Annotated in this window: 15 protein-coding genes; 7 read left to right on the forward strand and 8 right to left on the reverse strand. The window is 65.5% G+C overall.

Annotated features, from left to right (window positions below):
• Nucleotides 1-164: 164 nt before the first annotated feature.
• Both dapF and mtaB read left to right on the forward strand, forming a co-directional pair.
• Nucleotides 165-1,040 (forward strand): diaminopimelate epimerase, encoded by an 876-nt coding sequence (dapF, locus tag AKN83_RS33885; protein WP_050405624.1) that lies wholly within the window; start codon nt 165-167, stop codon nt 1,038-1,040.
• 18 nt (nt 1,041-1,058) lie between these two features.
• Nucleotides 1,059-2,342, forward strand: coding sequence for a tRNA (N(6)-L-threonylcarbamoyladenosine(37)-C(2))-methylthiotransferase MtaB (gene mtaB / locus AKN83_RS33890; protein ID WP_050405625.1), 1,284 nt, complete (start codon nt 1,059-1,061; stop codon nt 2,340-2,342).
• Nucleotides 2,343-2,527: 185 nt separating this feature from the next.
• Here mtaB and AKN83_RS33895 read toward each other — a convergent pair whose 3' ends face one another.
• Both AKN83_RS33895 and AKN83_RS33900 read right to left on the reverse strand, forming a co-directional pair.
• On the reverse strand, nt 2,528-3,667 hold the full coding sequence (locus AKN83_RS33895) for a DUF2336 domain-containing protein (protein WP_063695657.1): 1,140 nt from the start codon (nt 3,665-3,667) through the stop codon (nt 2,528-2,530).
• A gap of 127 nt (nt 3,668-3,794) precedes the next feature.
• Complete coding sequence (locus tag AKN83_RS33900; protein WP_050405627.1) at nt 3,795-4,496, reverse strand: RluA family pseudouridine synthase; 702 nt, start codon at nt 4,494-4,496, stop codon at nt 3,795-3,797.
• A 49-nt stretch (nt 4,497-4,545) separates the two neighbouring features.
• On the opposite strand from AKN83_RS33900, the gene ftsY reads away from it, so the two are divergent.
• Nucleotides 4,546-5,487 carry a signal recognition particle-docking protein FtsY gene (ftsY, locus tag AKN83_RS33905; protein ID WP_063695658.1) on the forward strand — a complete coding sequence of 314 codons (942 nt, stop codon included), beginning with the start codon at nt 4,546-4,548 and terminating at the stop codon, nt 5,485-5,487.
• Nucleotides 5,487-6,086, forward strand: a complete 600-nt coding sequence (locus tag AKN83_RS33910) for a septation protein A (RefSeq protein ID WP_050400895.1) — start codon at nt 5,487-5,489, stop codon at nt 6,084-6,086. Before ftsY ends, AKN83_RS33910 begins: the two co-directional genes overlap by 1 nt.
• A 50-nt stretch (nt 6,087-6,136) precedes the next feature.
• Here the strand turns inward: AKN83_RS33910 and AKN83_RS33915 are convergent, their stop codons facing one another.
• The 6 genes from AKN83_RS33915 to ccmA all read right to left on the reverse strand — a co-directional run bounded on the left by AKN83_RS33915 (nt 6,137) and on the right by ccmA (nt 9,589).
• Nucleotides 6,137-6,511: a ComEA family DNA-binding protein gene (locus AKN83_RS33915; RefSeq protein WP_050400894.1), complete on the reverse strand. Its 375-nt coding sequence runs from the start codon at nt 6,509-6,511 to the stop codon at nt 6,137-6,139.
• 175 nt (nt 6,512-6,686) lie between these two features.
• The gene (locus tag AKN83_RS33920) at nt 6,687-7,280 is read right to left on the reverse strand and encodes a DsbE family thiol:disulfide interchange protein (RefSeq protein WP_050400893.1); all 594 of its coding nucleotides are present in this window, start codon (nt 7,278-7,280) and stop codon (nt 6,687-6,689) included.
• Complete coding sequence (gene ccmD / locus AKN83_RS33925) at nt 7,277-7,456, reverse strand: heme exporter protein CcmD (RefSeq protein ID WP_050400892.1); 180 nt, start codon at nt 7,454-7,456, stop codon at nt 7,277-7,279. The genes AKN83_RS33920 and ccmD overlap by 4 nt, the downstream gene beginning before the upstream one ends.
• A gap of 4 nt (nt 7,457-7,460) precedes the next feature.
• Entirely contained in the window at nt 7,461-8,246 is a 786-nt protein-coding gene (locus tag AKN83_RS33930; RefSeq protein ID WP_050400891.1) for a heme ABC transporter permease, read from the reverse strand.
• Nucleotides 8,247-8,321: 75 nt separating this feature from the next.
• On the reverse strand, nt 8,322-8,990 hold the full coding sequence (gene ccmB / locus AKN83_RS33935; RefSeq protein WP_050400890.1) for a heme exporter protein CcmB: 669 nt from the start codon (nt 8,988-8,990) through the stop codon (nt 8,322-8,324).
• Entirely contained in the window at nt 8,987-9,589 is a 603-nt protein-coding gene (gene ccmA / locus AKN83_RS33940) for a heme ABC exporter ATP-binding protein CcmA (protein WP_050400889.1), read from the reverse strand. Before ccmA ends, ccmB begins: the two co-directional genes overlap by 4 nt.
• Nucleotides 9,590-9,829: 240 nt before the next feature.
• On the opposite strand from ccmA, the gene acnA reads away from it, so the two are divergent.
• The 3 genes from acnA to AKN83_RS33955 all read left to right on the forward strand — a co-directional run bounded on the left by acnA (nt 9,830) and on the right by AKN83_RS33955 (nt 14,457).
• On the forward strand, nt 9,830-12,550 hold the full coding sequence (gene acnA / locus AKN83_RS33945) for an aconitate hydratase AcnA (RefSeq protein WP_050400888.1): 2,721 nt from the start codon (nt 9,830-9,832) through the stop codon (nt 12,548-12,550).
• 246 nt (nt 12,551-12,796) lie between these two features.
• Nucleotides 12,797-13,558, forward strand: coding sequence for a DUF1223 domain-containing protein (locus AKN83_RS33950; RefSeq protein ID WP_050400887.1), 762 nt, complete (start codon nt 12,797-12,799; stop codon nt 13,556-13,558).
• A gap of 527 nt (nt 13,559-14,085) precedes the next feature.
• Nucleotides 14,086-14,457 (forward strand): DUF2794 domain-containing protein, encoded by a 372-nt coding sequence (locus AKN83_RS33955; protein WP_050400886.1) that lies wholly within the window; start codon nt 14,086-14,088, stop codon nt 14,455-14,457.
• Nucleotides 14,458-14,528 lie beyond the last annotated feature (71 nt).

Raw genomic sequence — 14,528 nt, forward strand, 5'->3', positions numbered from 1 at the left:
CGAACTTCGGAATTAGAGGAGCACCAGCAAACGATTGTTCCTAGTGCGGTTTCGAATTTGAAGCTCCTACAGAACCCGCGGAGCCACCGGAGGAGCTTCAAATTCGCCGCACTAGCCAATCGGCCACAACTCGCCATATAACCGGGCAGAATTTAGGAAAATCGATGAGCGCGCTCGCCAATCACGCATTCGCCAAGATGAACGGCATCGGCAACGAGATCGTCGTCGTGGACCTGCGCGATTCCAAGGCGCAGGTTTCGGCTGACGAGGCGCGCGCCGTGGCGTCGCCGGCCGGCGGCGTGCCCTATGACCAGCTGATGGTGTTGCAGCCGCCGCGGCTCGACGGCACCGAAGCGTTCATCTCGATCTACAACAATGACGGCTCGGAGGCCGGGGCCTGCGGCAACGGCATGCGCTGCGTGGTGCGGCGGATCTTCGAGAAGACCGGCCAGACCACGGCGACGTTCCAGACCCGCGCCGGCCTGCTCAATTGCTGGCAGGGGCCGGCGCCGGATCTCTACACCGTCGACATGGGCGCGCCGAAGTTCGGCTGGCAGGACATTCCGCTGGCTGAGGAATTTCGCGACACCCGCTACATCGAGCTGCAGGTCGGGCCGATCGACAATCCGGTGCTGCACTCCCCCTCGGTGGTCTCGATGGGCAATCCGCACGCGATCTTCTGGGTCGACGACGTCGATGCCTACGATCTCGAACGTTTCGGACCGCTGCTGGAAAACCATCCGATCTTCCCGGAGCGCGCCAACATCACTCTCGCCCATATCGTCGATCGCGACCACATCACGATCCGCACCTGGGAGCGCGGCGCCGGCCTCACCAGGGCCTGCGGCTCGGCGGCGTGCGCGACCGCGGTCGCGGCGGCGCGACTGAAGCGCGCCAACCGGATCGTCGAGATCACGCTGCCCGGCGGCAAGCTCGGCATCGAGTGGCGCGAGCGCGACGATCACGTGCTGATGACCGGCACCGCCGATTTCGAATATGAGGGCCGCTTCGATCCGGCGCTGTTCGCCAGCGTCGCCTGATCGGGTGCGAGATCGATCATGGGCGTCGATGTCGTCACCTTTGGCTGTCGCCTCAATTCGTTCGAATCCGAGGTGATCAGGCGCGAGGCGGAGCAGGCGGGACTTTCCGACACCATCGTCATCAACAGCTGCGCCGTCACCAATGAGGCGGTGGCGCAGGCACGGCAGTCGATCCGCAAGCTGAAGCGCGAACGCCCGGCCGCGCGCATCGTCGTCACCGGCTGCGCGGCGCAGACGCAAAGCCGGATGTTTGCCGAGATGGCCGAGGTCGATCGCGTCGTCGGCAATGACGAGAAGATGCGCGGCCGCGCCTGGCAGGCGACGCGTGCGGCGTTCGCTGCGCCGTTTGGCGTCGATGCGAGCGAGAAGGTCGCGGTTGCCGACATCATGGCGGTGACCGAGATGGCGCCGCATCTGCTCGACGGCTTCGAGCGCGGCCTGCCGCGGGTGTTCGTGCAGGTGCAGAACGGCTGCGATCATCGCTGCACCTTCTGCATCATCCCCTACGGCCGCGGCAATTCGCGCTCGGTGCCGATGGGCGCGGTGGTCGATCAGGTCCGGACGCTGGTCGAACGCGGCCATGCCGAGATCGTGCTGACCGGTGTCGATCTGACGAGCTATGGCGCCGACCTGCCGGGCGCGCCGAAGCTCGGCCAGTTGACCCGGCAGATCCTCCGCCATGTGCCCGAGCTGAAACGGCTGCGCATCTCGTCGATCGATTCGATCGAGGCCGATCGCGACCTGCTCGATGTGATCGCCGACGATCCGCGGCTGATGCCGCACCTGCATCTGTCGCTGCAATCGGGCGACGACATGATCCTGAAGCGGATGAAGCGGCGGCATTCACGCCGGGACGCGATCGATTTCTGCGCGCAGGTACGCCGGCTGCGGCCGGACATCGCGCTCGGCGCCGACATCATCGCGGGCTTCCCGACCGAGACCGAGGAGATGTTTGCGCGCTCGCTCGATCTGGTCGCGGAATGCGATCTCACCTTCCTGCACGTGTTTCCGTATTCGCGACGTCCGGGCACGCCGGCGGCGCGGATGCCGCAGGTCGAGGGCGGGACGATCAGGGAGCGCGCCAGGCGGCTGCGCGCAGCCGGCGAAGCCGCGCTGGTGCGCCGGCTGGCTGCGGAAGTCGGCGCGACGCGCGAGGTGCTGATCGAAAGTCGCACGCAGGGCCGCACCGAACACTTCCTGCCGGTTGCGATCGATGGCCATATGTCCGGCACGGTGCGGCGGCTGGCCGTAACCGGTCACGACGGCACGCGCCTCGTTGCAGTGTCCGCCGGCGTTCGCTGAGGCAAGGCGCGCGCTTTCCCGGGGCGGCGTGCCACTCTTTCGTCGTTCCGGGGCGCGCCTTTTGGCGCGAGCGCGGAATCCATTCGTCCACTTGTCGTGCGGCCCGATGGATTCCGGGTTCTCGCCTTCGGCGAGCCCCGGAATGGCGACGGAGTATTTCGGTCGCGACATCGCACACGACGTTCTCAGTGCGCGCGGCTGCCGGGCCTTGGCGAATGCGAGGCGCGAACCTGCCAGAACCGCAGCAGGCGGTCGGCGTTTGCGCGGGTCAATTTCGTAAACTGGCTCTTCGCATTGGCGAGTTCGACGGGGCCCATCGAGCCGGTGGTGTAGCGGCATTCCATCACCGCGGCGGTGGTCTCCCAGCTCAGGCCCGCTGCCCGGCACGGCACCAGCAGGCCCTCGCTGCGCAGGCTTTGCATCAGGGAGCGGATCACCTCGATGCTCGACGGCGCGAGGTCCGCCAGCGCAACGATGGTCTCCTCATATTTTCGCTGCCTGGCGAAGCCGAGCAGGGCGGCCTCGTCGAGCTCGCCGCTGTCCTTGAGCTTTGCGATGTGGCGTCTGGCTGCGGTGAAATCGCGGACCTGCGACATGTCGCGCTCGACGCCGGCGGCGACCGCGGCGACCGCGTGCCGGATTTCCTCGTACAGATACGGCGGGGCACGTTCCAGCAAACGGCCGCGCACCTCTTCCGTGGCCCGACGCAAGAGCTGAAGGCGGAGCTCCGCCGGCAGGTCCGCGCGGATGCCGGTCTCGACTGCGAGGACCGGATCGTGCTCTGCCTGCGCGAGGATGACGGCAAATCCGTCCGGCGATACCTTGGCGCCGGGATTGGTGACGAGGCGATGGCTCACGCTGGCAAAGCGACGGGCCAGCAGCGCATCCGTGACGACTTCCTTCAGCCACCAGCGGCCGGCGACGGCGAGCAGATGCTGCTCGCTCTTGGTCTGCGCGATCTCGACCAGGTCCTCGGCGCTGAGGCGCGAGGACTCCTGCAGCATCGGCCGCGCGATCCGGATCTCGTCGTTGCTGGCGAGGCGGCGAACGATCGTGGGCGGTGCCTGCGCGACCGGGGCGAGCTGCTCGCTGATCTCGGCAAGCGCCATCCGGGCGCTGATCTCGGCGAGCGCGCGCAGCTCGATGGTCTTGACCAGCCGCTCGAGCACATTGTCGAACAGTTCGATCTGCTCGCTGTTGAAGCTGCCGGCGGAGTGGAGGAAGAGATCCGTGACGCGCTTCGCCGTCGCGATGCATTTTTCGGCGGAGCCGGCGCGTATCGCAGCCTCGACCTCGTCGACAATTGCCTGCCCGGCAGCCAGCATTGCTCGTCCTGAGCCCGTCCGATTGCTTGTTCTAAGCCAGTTTGCAGCTTTATCGAGCGGACCTGAACGTTTCGTAAGGATAACGATCAGTAGAATCCCGGAGGAAGCTCCACCACTGGAAAGCGCGCTACTCGCCGTTCCAGCCGCAGGCCTTGAGCCGTTCCTGCATGTGCGCCGGCGCCGGCGCGACGACATGCACCGGGTCCTTGTTGCGGGAGATCGGGATGCCGATTTCGCGCGAATGCAGATGCAGGGTCGGCTCGCCGAAGCGCGGACCGTTACCGTAGATATTGTCGCCGACGATCGGCCAGCCCATCGCCGCCGAATGCACCCGGAGCTGATGGGTGCGGCCGGTGACCGGCTCCATCGCGAGCCAGGCGATGCCCTCGCCGCGGCCCAGCACCTTCCAGTTGGTGATCGCCTTCTGCCCGTCCGGGTCCGGCTTCTGCCACCAGCCGCGTTCGGCGTTGAGCCGGCCGAGCGGCATGTCGATGGCGCCTTCGTCCTCGGTCGGGCCGCCCTCGACCACGGTCCAATAGGTCTTGGAGATCTTGCTGTGCTTGAACAGCAGCCCAAGCGAGGCGGTGGCCTTGCGGTGGCGTCCCAGGACGAGGCAGCCGGAGGTGTCCTTGTCGAGCCGATGCGCCAGCACCGGCGGCCGCGGCAGGCCGAACCGCAATGCGTCGAACGAGGCCTCCAGATTGGGGCCGCCCTTGGGGCCGCGGTGCACCGGCAGGCCGGCCGGCTTGTCGATGACCAGCATCAGGCCGTCGCGGTGGAGCACCCGGCCCAGGATTTCTTCCGCGGTCAATTGGGGAACATCGATCAATTCGTCGAGACTTTCGTTTGTGAGCCGAAACGGCTAACACGTCCGCGCCATGAACGATACCACGGGAACAAAACAGAGCTGGTGGCAGCGCCTGAAAGGCGGCCTGAAGCGAACCTCGAGTTCGATCGGGACCGCGGTCGCCGACCTCGTCACCAAGCGCAAGCTCGATTCGGCCATGCTCGATGACATCGAGGATGTGCTGCTGCGCGCCGACCTCGGCACCGATGTCGCGGTCCGCATTGCGCAGGCGGTCGGCAAGGGCCGCTACGACAAGGCGATCTCTGCCGACGAGGTGAAGGATGTGGTTGCGACCGAGGTCGAGAAGGTGCTGGCGCCGGTGGCCAAGCCGCTCGAGATCGATGCGACGCTGAAGCCGTTCGTGATCCTCGTGGTCGGCGTCAACGGCTCCGGCAAGACCACGACGATCGGCAAGCTGGCCGCGAAATTTTCTGCCGAGGGCCGCAAGGTCATGCTGGCCGCCGGCGACACCTTCCGCGCCGCGGCGATCGAGCAGCTCAAGGTCTGGGGCGAGCGCACCAAGTCGCCGGTGATCGCGGGTGCCCAGGGCTCGGATTCGGCAAGCCTCGCCTTCAGCGCGCTGACGGCGGCCAAGGAGCAGGCGCGCGACGTGCTGCTGATCGACACCGCCGGTCGGCTGCAGAACAAGTCCGAGCTGATGAACGAGCTCGAAAAGGTCGTGCGCGTCATCAAGAAGGTCGATGCGTCGGCGCCGCATGCGGTGCTGCTCGTGCTCGACGCCACGGTGGGACAAAATGCGCTGTCGCAGGTCGAGGCATTTCATCGTACGGCAGGCGTCACCGGCCTCGTGATGACCAAGCTTGACGGCACCGCGCGCGGCGGCATCCTTGTCGCGCTGTCGGAGAAGCACAAGCTGCCGGTGCATTTCATCGGCGTGGGCGAAGGCGTCGAGGATCTTGCGCCCTTCACCGCGAAGGATTTTGCCAAGGCGATTGCCGGAATCGAGAGTTAATGGACAAGACCCAGCCGCATCCGCTGTTCAAGCTTGCGACCGAACTCGGGCCCCTGCTCGTGTTTTTCGTCGCGAACGCCAAGTACCATCTGTTCGTCGCGACGGCTGCGTTCATGGTCGCGATCGTGGCCGCCATGATCGCGTCCTATGTGGTGACCAAACACGTGCCGATCATGGCGCTGGTGACCGGCGCGATCGTGCTGGTGTTCGGCACCCTGACCTTGGTGCTGCACGACGAGACCTTCATCAAGGTCAAGCCGACCATCATCTACGGCCTGTTCGCGGCCGTGCTCGGCGGCGGGCTCTTGTTCGGCCGCTCCTTCATCGCCGTGATGTTCGACCAGATGTTCAATCTGACGCCGCAGGGCTGGCGCATCCTCACCATGCGCTGGGCGCTGTTCTTCGCCGGCATGGCCATCCTCAACGAGATCGTCTGGCGGACGCAGACCACGGATTTCTGGGTCAACTTCAAGGTATTCGGCGTGACGCCGCTGACCATGATCTTCGCCATCGCCCAGATGCCGCTGACCAAGCGCTATCACCTGGAGCCGGTTTCGCTGGAAACCAGCGAGGCGGAAGCCGGCGACCTGCGGAAATAGATCGGAACGCAGCGCGGGGATTGCGCCGCGCTGCGTTCGAGGCTCAGAGCTCAGCTCTTCTGCTTGGCGACGATCTTGTCCTTGATCTTGTCGTAGGTCGCCTGCGGCAGGATGTGCTTCTGCACCAGTTCATCCTTGCCCTTGTAGGGGCGGCCCTTGATGATCGCGGCCGAATAGGCCTTGCCGACACCGGGCAGCGCGTCGAGCTGGTCAGGGCTGGCGCTGTTGATGTCGAGCAGGTCGTCCTTCGCCATTCCCGTCGTCTTCAGATCGGGCGCCGCCGTTTTCGGCGCTGACGCCGTGTGGCTCTCGGATTTGGCGGCGGGCGCGGCCGGCTGCGGCGACTGGGCCATCGACGGCGTGGCCGTCATCAGGCCGAGCGTGAGCGCGGTAGCGAGAAGTGAGGCGAGCGTGGTCTTGCGCATATGTCCCCTCCAGAGGAACGTTGATGTCAACGTCACTGAGTTGGGGGTGCGTTCATGGCGTTGCCGTGGCCGCGAAATGAACCGCAGATAAATGTGTCGAAGTATTATGCCGCAGGTGTTTGCTCGCGTCGTTCATGCGCAATTCAGGGTCGCGAGTCACGGCATGCCGACGCGACTACTTGTCCGCGCGCAGCGCCTTCTCGATCTCGACCTTGAGCACGGTGTTGACGTTGTCAGGCGTCACCGGGCCCACCAGCTTGTAGACGATCGTGCCGTCGCGCCCGACCAGGAAGGTCTCGGGCACGCCGTAGACGCCCCATTCGATGGAGGCGCGGCCGTTGCCGTCGACGCCGACGATGCCGAACGGATTGCCGTAGCGGCCGAGGAAGCGCCGCGCGTTGTCGGGCGAGTCCTTGTAGTTGATGCCGATGATCTGGAAGCGCTGGTCCTTCCCGAGCTCGGTCAGCAGCGGCGCCTCATCGTGGCAGGGCACGCACCAGGACGCCCAGACGTTGACGATCGAGACCTTGCCCTTGAAGGCCGCGGGATCGAGGCCGGGGACGGGCGCGCCATCCTTCACGAGGCCGTCGAGCGCGGGCAAGGCGGTCTGCGGTGCCGGCCGGCCGATCAGGGCCGACGGGATTTTCGAGGGATCGCCGCCATAGAGCCGCAGCAGGAACAGCCCCGCGAGGGCGAGGAAAACCACCAGCGGCAGCACCACCAGCAGGCGGCGGGCTTGCGGCGGACTGTTGGTCGCCTGCTCGCTCATCTGATATCCGCCGCGCTGCGGCCGGAGCGGCGCGTGACGCCGCTGGCTTCGATCTCCTTGAGGCGCGCCTGCTGCCGGCGATAGTCGGCGATGATCCAGACGATCAAGAGCAGCACGACGGCCGCGACCAGTGCGTAGGACGTCACGATGAAGGACGCGTAGGGGCCAAGCGACATCGTGCTACGCCGCCCCGATTTCTTTTGGGCCGGCGGACGTTTCGCTCGTAAACGTGACGCGACTGGCTTGCATCATCTGCAGGCTGCGCACACGCCGGCGCAGGATCTCGTTGCGCATCGCCGCCAGGTGCAGCGTGATGAAGAGCAGCGAGAACGCGATCGCCATCACCAGCAGCGGCCACAGGAACGCCTTGTCGAGCGTCGATCCGCCCATCCGGAGCACGGATGCCGGTTGATGCAACGTGTTCCACCAGTCGACCGAGAATTTGATGATCGGGATGTTGATCGCGCCGACCAGGGTCAGCACCGCCGCCGCCCGTGCCGCGCGCGAAGGATCCTCCACCGCGCGCCACAGCGCCATCAGGCCGAGATACATCAGGAACAGGATCAAGACCGAGGTCAGCCGCGCGTCCCATTCCCAATAAGTGCCCCACATCGGCCGGCCCCACAATGAGCCGGTGACCAGCGCAAGGAAGGTGAAGGCGGCGCCGATCGGGGCGGCGGCTTTCGCAGCGACGTCGGCGAGCGGATGCCGCCACACCAGCGTGCCGAGCGCGGCCACGCTCATGACGCCCCAGACGAACATCGACAGCCATGCATTCGGCACGTGGATGAACATGATCTTGACCGTGGCGCCCTGCTGGTAGTCGTCGGGCGCCATCGCCGACTGGTACAGCCCGATCGCGAGCAGGATCGCGGTCACACCCACGAGCCACGGCAGGATGCGCGCGGTCAGCGCCAGAAACCTGGTCGGATTGGCGAGGTCGGTCAGCGTCTCGGTCAGCTTCATGGCACCCTGATAATCGTCCGGTGTGTCACAGGCAATTGGCCGAATTCCCTTCGGCGAGATTTGATCGAGCTCAACTCAGTCCAGCCCGTGCCGCAGGCTCGCGGCGGCGGCAAACGGGCCGATCACGAGGCAGGCAAGCGACAACGCGCAGAGGATCGAGAACGGTGTTCCAAAGGGCAGGGGTCCCGAGATCGCCGCCTGCGAGGCCGCGACACCGAAGATCAGCACCGGGATCGACAGCGGCAGCACCAGCACCGCGAGCAGTAGCCCGCCGCGATGCAGCGTCACCGCCAGGGCCGCGCCGATCATGCCGGTGAAGGTCAGCGCCGGAGTTCCCGCCAGCAGGGTCGCGGCAACCGCGAGCGTCGCGGTGCCGTCGAGATTGAGCAGCAGGCCGAGCACCGGCGTCGCGACGATCAGCGGCAGCCCGGCGGCGATCCAGTGCGCCAGCGCCTTGGCCGCGCAGGCGAGTTCCAGCGGCGTCCGGCTCATCACGATTAGGTCGAGCGAGCCGTCCTCATGGTCCGCCGTGAACAGCCGGTCCAGCGTCAGCAGGCTCGCCAGCAGCGCGCCGAGCCAGAGGATGGCGGGGCCGAGCCGCGACAGCAGCGCCAGATCGGGCCCGACCGCGAACGGCATCAGCACCGTGACGGTGAGGAAGAACAACACCCCGATCAGCGCCCCGCCGCCGGCGCGCAGCGCGATCCGGATGTCGCGGCGAATCAATGCGGCCAGTGCGCTCATGCCGCGCCTCCCATCCGCAGATCGCGCGCATCGATGCCGAGCGGAAGGTGGGTCGCGGCGACGATCAGGCCGCCGCTCGCGAGATGATCGCGCATCAGGGCGACGAACAGCGCCTGTCCGGCCGCGTCGAGCGCCGACGTCGGCTCGTCCAGCAGCCAGACCGGCCGTCGCACCGAAAGCAGGCGCGCGATCGACAGCCGGCGGCGCTGGCCGGCGGAGAGGTAGGCCGCCGGCAGGTGCGCGGCATGCTCGAGCGCCACGGCCGCGAGGCATTGGGCGGCATCGCGGGTCTCGCCGCCGAGGAAATCCCGCCAGAAGGAAAGATTTTCCGCGACGCTGAGCGCCGGCTTCAAGGCGTCGCGATGGCCGAGGTAGTGGGCCTGTTCGGGCAGGCTGAGCTCGGCGTCGCCGCCTTCCAGCGCGATAGACCCTTCGGCGGGAACCAGCAGCCCGGCAAGGACGCGCAGCAGCGAGGTCTTGCCCGCGCCGTTGGGCCCGGTGACGGCGAGCGCCTCGCCGGCCGCAGCCGACAGATCGAGGCTGGAAAACACCTCGCGTCCGCCGCGCACGCATTTCAGATTTCGTCCCGAGAGCCGCATGGTTCGTTGTGTCACAGCCCTCTGAAATCTTTCGCTACCGCGTGAGAATTTTTGGGTCACGCAGCGTTGTCGCACGCTTGTCGGTGTGGCGGCGCTTCTAGAAAGGTTCTATAAGCCCGGAACTTGATGCAGCACACACAATCGGCGGCCGCAACCCACCCAGGCCATCCCCTCGGCCAGTGTCGATCGCCGGTGTTTAGTTACCCTTGCCGGGTATAACTGAAAATTGGGATTCCTCGCATGACCTCGCTCGACAGCTTCAAATGCCGCAAGACCATGAAGGTCGGCGCCAAGTCCTACGTCTATTACAGCCTGCCCCAGGCAGAGAAGAACGGACTGAAGGGCATTTCGAAGCTGCCGTATTCGATGAAGGTTCTGCTCGAGAACCTGCTGCGCAACGAGGACGGCCGCACCGTCAAGAAGGAAGATATCGTTGCGGTGTCGAAGTGGCTCAGGAAGCGCCAGCTCGAGCACGAAATCGCATTCCGCCCGGCGCGCGTGCTGATGCAGGATTTCACCGGCGTTCCGGCCGTGGTCGATCTCGCGGCGATGCGCAACGCGATGCAGAACCTCGGCGGCGATGCCGAGAAGATCAACCCGCTGGTGCCGGTCGATCTCGTCATCGACCACTCGGTGATCGTCAACTTCTTCGGTGACAACAAGGCGTTCGCGAAGAACGTCACCGAGGAATACAAGCAGAACCAGGAGCGCTACGAGTTCCTGAAGTGGGGCCAGAAGGCGTTCTCGAACTTCTCGGTGGTCCCGCCCGGCACCGGCATCTGCCATCAGGTCAATCTCGAATATCTCGCCCAGACGGTCTGGACCAAGAAGGAGAAGATGACGGTCGGCAAGAAGACCGGCACCTTCGAGGTCGCCTATCCGGACTCGCTGGTCGGCACCGACTCGCACACTACGATGGTCAACGGCCTTGCCGTGCTCGGCTGGGGCGTCGGCGGCATCGAGGCGGAAGCCTGCATGCTCGGCCAGCCGCTATCGATGCTGCTGCCCGAGGTGGTCGGCTTCAAGCTCAAGGGCCAGCTCAAGGAAGGCGTCACCGCGACCGACCTCGTGCTGACCGTCACCCAGATGCTGCGCAAGCTCGGTGTGGTCGGCAAGTTCGTCGAGTTCTTCGGCCCCGGCCTCGACTATCTCTCGGTCGCGGACAAGGCGACCATCGGCAACATGGCGCCCGAATACGGCGCGACCTGCGGCTTCTTCCCGGTCGACGCCGCGACCATCGATTACCTGAAGACCTCGGGCCGCAAGGCCGATCGCGTCAAGCTGGTGCAGGCCTATGCCAAGGCGCAGGGCCTGTTCCGGACCGCCAAGTCGGCCGACCCGGTGTTCACCACCACGCTGACGCTCGACCTCGGCGACGTCGTGCCGTCGATGGCCGGGCCGAAGCGCCCCGAAGGCCGCATCGCGCTGCCGGCGGTGTCGACCGGTTTCGCGACCGCGCTGGTCGGCGAATACAAGAAGCCCGAGGGTGAGACGAAGCGCTTCGCGGTCGAGGGCCGTGACTTCGACCTTGGCCATGGCGACGTCGTGATCGCGGCGATCACCTCCTGCACCAACACCTCGAACCCGAGCGTGCTGATCGGCGCCGGCCTCCTGGCGCGCAAGGCGGTCGCCAAGGGCCTGAAGGCCAAGCCCTGGGTGAAGACCTCGCTCGCGCCGGGCAGCCAGGTGGTGGCGGAATATCTCGCCAATTCCGGCCTGCAGGCCGATCTCGACAAGGTCGGCTTCAACCTGGTCGGCTTCGGCTGCACCACCTGCATCGGCAACTCCGGCCCGCTGCCGGAAGACATCTCGAAATCGATCAACGAAAACGGCATCGTCGCCGCCGCCGTGCTGTCGGGCAACCGTAACTTCGAAGGCCGCGTCTCGCCGGACGTGCAGGCGAACTACCTCGCCTCGCCGCCGCTGGTGGTCGCGCATGCGCTCGCCGGCACCGTGACCAAGGATCTCGCGGTCGAGCCGCTCGGCATCGGCAAGGACGGCAAGCCGGTGTTCCTCAAGGACATCTGGCCGACCGCCAAGGAGATCAACGCCTTCATGAAGAAGTACGTCACTGCGACGATCTTCAAGAAGAAGTACGCCGACGTGTTCAAGGGCGACACCAACTGGCGCAAGATCAAGACCACGGAAAGCGAGACCTATCGCTGGAACATGAGCTCGACCTATGTGCAGAACCCGCCCTATTTCGAGGGCATGAAGAAGCAGCCGGATCCGGTCACCGACGTGGTCGACGCCCGCATCCTCGCGATGTTCGGCGACAAGATCACCACCGACCACATCTCGCCGGCCGGTTCGATCAAGCTGACCTCGCCCGCCGGCAAATTCCTCAGCGAGCACCAGGTGCGCCCCGCCGACTTCAACCAATACGGCACGCGGCGCGGCAACCATGAAGTGATGATGCGCGGCACCTTCGCCAACATCCGAATCAAGAACTTCATGCTGAAGGGCGCTGACGGCAATATTCCGGAAGGCGGTCTGACCAAGCACTGGCCCGACGGCGAGCAGATGTCGATCTACGACGCCGCGATGAAGTACCAGGCCGAAGGCGTGCCGCTGGTGGTGTTCGCCGGCGCCGAATACGGCAACGGCTCGTCGCGCGACTGGGCCGCGAAGGGCACCCGCCTGCTCGGCGTGCGCGCGGTGATCTGCCAGAGCTTCGAGCGCATCCATCGCTCCAACCTGGTCGGCATGGGCGTGCTTCCGCTCACCTTCCAGGACGGCACGTCGTGGTCCTCGCTCGGCCTCAAGGGCGACGAGAAGGTCACGATCCGCGGGCTGCAGGGCGATTTGAAGCCGCGCCAGACGCTGACGGCCGAGATCGTCTCCGCCGACGGCGGCAAGAAGGACGTCCCGCTGCTCTGCCGCATCGATACGCTGGACGAACTCGACTACTATCGCAACGGGGGCATCCTGCATTACGTGCTGCGCAAGCTCGCGGCCTAAGCCCCTTGTTCGAGCATGATCTCCGCGCAAACGCCTTGCGTTTGTCGCGGGGAAAACCGCTTCGCACTTTCCGGACACGCTCTCGCGCGGATTTGTGATCGGTGCCTCACTGCTTAGTGAGTAGCGGCTAAAAAGAAGGCGGCCTATGAAAAGGCCGCTTTCTCGCGTTTTGGGGCACGCAAGTTCAGGGACAGACTTCATGCTCCGTACAATTACGGATAGAAATCATCACGACTGGTTCGCAGTATGACAGCGATGATGGCCTATAATTCTATCTCGCGATGGTCCAGCGCGCTTGGGTTCTGCGCGATCGTTGCGATCATCCGCCCCGCGCACGCCGATCCGCGTGCTGTCGTCGAACTCTTCACCTCGCAGGGATGCTCGTCCTGTCCGCCCGCGGACAAGATCATCGGGGAGCTCGCGAAGGATCCCAACGTCATCGCGCTGAGCATGCCGATCGACTATTGGGACTATCTCGGCTGGAAGGACACGCTGGCCGATTCCCGTTTCAGCGCGCGCCAGAAAGCCTATTCGCACATGCGCGGCGACCGCGACGTCTACACGCCGCAGGCCGTGATTAACGGCTCCGCGCATGTGATCGGCAGCGACCGTGCCAGCATTGAGGACGCCATCAAGGACACCGAGAAGAGCGGCAGCGTGATGTCGGTGCCGGTGACGATGACGCTCACCGGCAAGCAGATCAACGTGTCGGTCGCCGCATCGAAATCGCCCGCGGCGTCGCGCGGCGAAGTCTGGATCTGCTCGATCTCGAAGTCGGTACCGATCTCGATCGCGCGCGGCGAGAACCGCGGCCGCGAGATCACCTACCACAACGTGGTGCGCAATCTCCTCAAGGTCGGTGACTGGAATGGCTCGTCCGGGAGCTGGACCGTGCCGCTGGAGAACATCACGCGCGATGGTGTCGACGCCGCGGCCGTCTACGTCCAGGACGGCAATCGCGAAAAGCCGGGCCCGATGCTCGGCGCCGCATTCACCTCGCTGCGCTAGTTTCAGTCGGCCGCGTCGTCGAGACGCATGCGTGCTGTCGCGCCGCCTTGCGCGGCGGCGAGCGCGCGTCCGGTTTTTCTTGAAGCAAGGCGCCGGGGCCTTGCGCAAGTCTCGATCGCGCGTTGATCGAGCAGGGCCCCAAAAACAAAAAGGACCAACTTTCGTTGGCCCAGTGTTGGGATTTGATTCCCCTGCGAACAGGCCCGATCCCGACGGCCCCGGGGGGCTGGGGGCTGAGGAATCCGGAACCGAAAGGACCGGGCCAACGCAGGATTATCTTTTCGCAGGGCAGCGGGGCGGGCGATGGGCGGAAGTGGGGCAGCAATATGATTCTGCTAACGTTCCCGTGACTCTTCGGTTTTCCGGACAATTCGTCGCGCATGCCCGTGGTTAAGGGCTGGTTGCATTGCGAATGGCCCCTTGCGGCGTCCTTCGCTTAGCGCAATCATGTCACTCTCGTGACGATCCCGAGGTGGGGGCACCGGGCTTCGGAGCTTGATCGTCACCGGGATGACAGGAGGCGCTCGATGAGTTTGATCTCGGAGGACACCGATCCGAGCGGGAGTCGTGCCGCGGCGCGTCCCGCCGCCGCGACCCCTCAGCCCAACCGCGTGACATTCAACCGACTTGAGCTCAACCGCATTCTGAATCTCTACGGCCGCATGGTCGCCGACGGCGAGTGGCGCGACTATGCGATCGACTTCCTCAAGGACCGCGCCGTGTTCTCGGTGTTCCGGCGCGCCTCCGAAATGCCGATCTACCGGATCGAGAAGGATCCCCGGCTCGCGCGCAAGCAGGGCATGTACAGCGTGATTTCGGCGACCGGCCTGATCCTGCGCCGCGGCCACGAGCTCGAACGGGTGCTGTTCGTGATCGATCGCAAGCTGTCGCTGGTGTAGGCGCGGCAAACCCGCCGCTTCGTAGCCCGGATGCAGCGCAGCGCAATCCGGGGCTGCCATAACAGCGGATG

This window comes from Bradyrhizobium embrapense (assembly GCF_001189235.2).
GTDB classification, from domain to species: Bacteria; Pseudomonadota; Alphaproteobacteria; order Rhizobiales; family Xanthobacteraceae; genus Bradyrhizobium; species Bradyrhizobium embrapense.

Bases quoted from the DNA above. Each gene is read 5' to 3' on its own strand.
- AKN83_RS33955 (WP_050400886.1), top strand. From the start codon at position 14,086: ATGAGTTTGATCTCGGAGGACACCGATCCGAGCGGGAGTCGTGCCGCG.
- ccmD (WP_050400892.1), bottom strand. From the start codon at position 7,456: ATGTCGCTTGGCCCCTACGCGTCCTTCATCGTGACGTCCTACGCACTG.
- AKN83_RS33920 (WP_050400893.1), bottom strand. From the start codon at position 7,280: ATGAGCGAGCAGGCGACCAACAGTCCGCCGCAAGCCCGCCGCCTGCTG.
- ccmB (WP_050400890.1), bottom strand. From the start codon at position 8,990: ATGAGCGCACTGGCCGCATTGATTCGCCGCGACATCCGGATCGCGCTG.
- AKN83_RS33950 (WP_050400887.1), top strand. From the start codon at position 12,797: ATGACAGCGATGATGGCCTATAATTCTATCTCGCGATGGTCCAGCGCG.
- acnA (WP_050400888.1), top strand. From the start codon at position 9,830: ATGACCTCGCTCGACAGCTTCAAATGCCGCAAGACCATGAAGGTCGGC.
- mtaB (WP_050405625.1), top strand. From the start codon at position 1,059: ATGGGCGTCGATGTCGTCACCTTTGGCTGTCGCCTCAATTCGTTCGAA.
- AKN83_RS33930 (WP_050400891.1), bottom strand. From the start codon at position 8,246: ATGAAGCTGACCGAGACGCTGACCGACCTCGCCAATCCGACCAGGTTT.
- ftsY (WP_063695658.1), top strand. From the start codon at position 4,546: ATGAACGATACCACGGGAACAAAACAGAGCTGGTGGCAGCGCCTGAAA.
- AKN83_RS33915 (WP_050400894.1), bottom strand. From the start codon at position 6,511: ATGCGCAAGACCACGCTCGCCTCACTTCTCGCTACCGCGCTCACGCTC.
- ccmA (WP_050400889.1), bottom strand. From the start codon at position 9,589: ATGCGGCTCTCGGGACGAAATCTGAAATGCGTGCGCGGCGGACGCGAG.
- dapF (WP_050405624.1), top strand. From the start codon at position 165: ATGAGCGCGCTCGCCAATCACGCATTCGCCAAGATGAACGGCATCGGC.
- AKN83_RS33895 (WP_063695657.1), bottom strand. From the start codon at position 3,667: ATGCTGGCTGCCGGGCAGGCAATTGTCGACGAGGTCGAGGCTGCGATA.
- AKN83_RS33910 (WP_050400895.1), top strand. From the start codon at position 5,487: ATGGACAAGACCCAGCCGCATCCGCTGTTCAAGCTTGCGACCGAACTC.